This is a genomic window from Paraburkholderia sp. BCC1886 (assembly GCF_900996245.1).
Classification (GTDB): Bacteria; Pseudomonadota; Gammaproteobacteria; order Burkholderiales; family Burkholderiaceae; genus Paraburkholderia.
In genome coordinates this window covers 1-468 of sequence record NZ_CAAJGK010000115.1, presented here as the reverse complement: position 1 = coordinate 468, position 468 = coordinate 1, and the positions used below count along the sequence as shown (strand labels likewise).

At 71.6% G+C, this 468-nt stretch carries 1 protein-coding gene; it reads left to right on the top strand.

Going from position 1 to position 468, the window contains the following annotated elements:
• The coding region (locus tag FQ746_RS31935; protein ID WP_144113809.1) for an alpha/beta fold hydrolase at positions 1 to 468 on the top strand (468 nt) is incomplete at both ends.

Below are 468 nucleotides of genomic sequence, written 5' to 3'. Positions count from 1 at the left end.
GCGCGGCACTTCAGCGTGATCGCCACCGACCTGCGCGGCTACGGCGCCTCGGCCAAGCCGCCGGGCGAACCCGATCACGCCAATTATTCGAAACGCGCGATGGCCGCCGACCAGCTGGCCGTGATGCGCCACTTCGGCCACGAGCGCTTCTGCGTCTGCGCGCACGATCGCGGCGCGCGCGTCGCGCATCGGCTGGCGCTCGATCACGGCGACGCGGTCGAGCGCATGATGCTGCTCGACATCGCGCCCACCCTGGCGATGTACGAGAAGACCGACCGCGCCTTCGCCACCGCCTACTTCCACTGGTTCTTCCTGATCCAGCCGGCGCCGCTGCCCGAGACGCTGATCGGCGCGAATCCCGACGTGTATGTCGAGCGCGTGATGGGCGGCCGCTCGGCGGGCCTCGCGCCGTTCGCGCCCGAGGCGCTCGAGGCCTATCGCCGTGCGTTGCGCCAGCCCGGCGCGGTG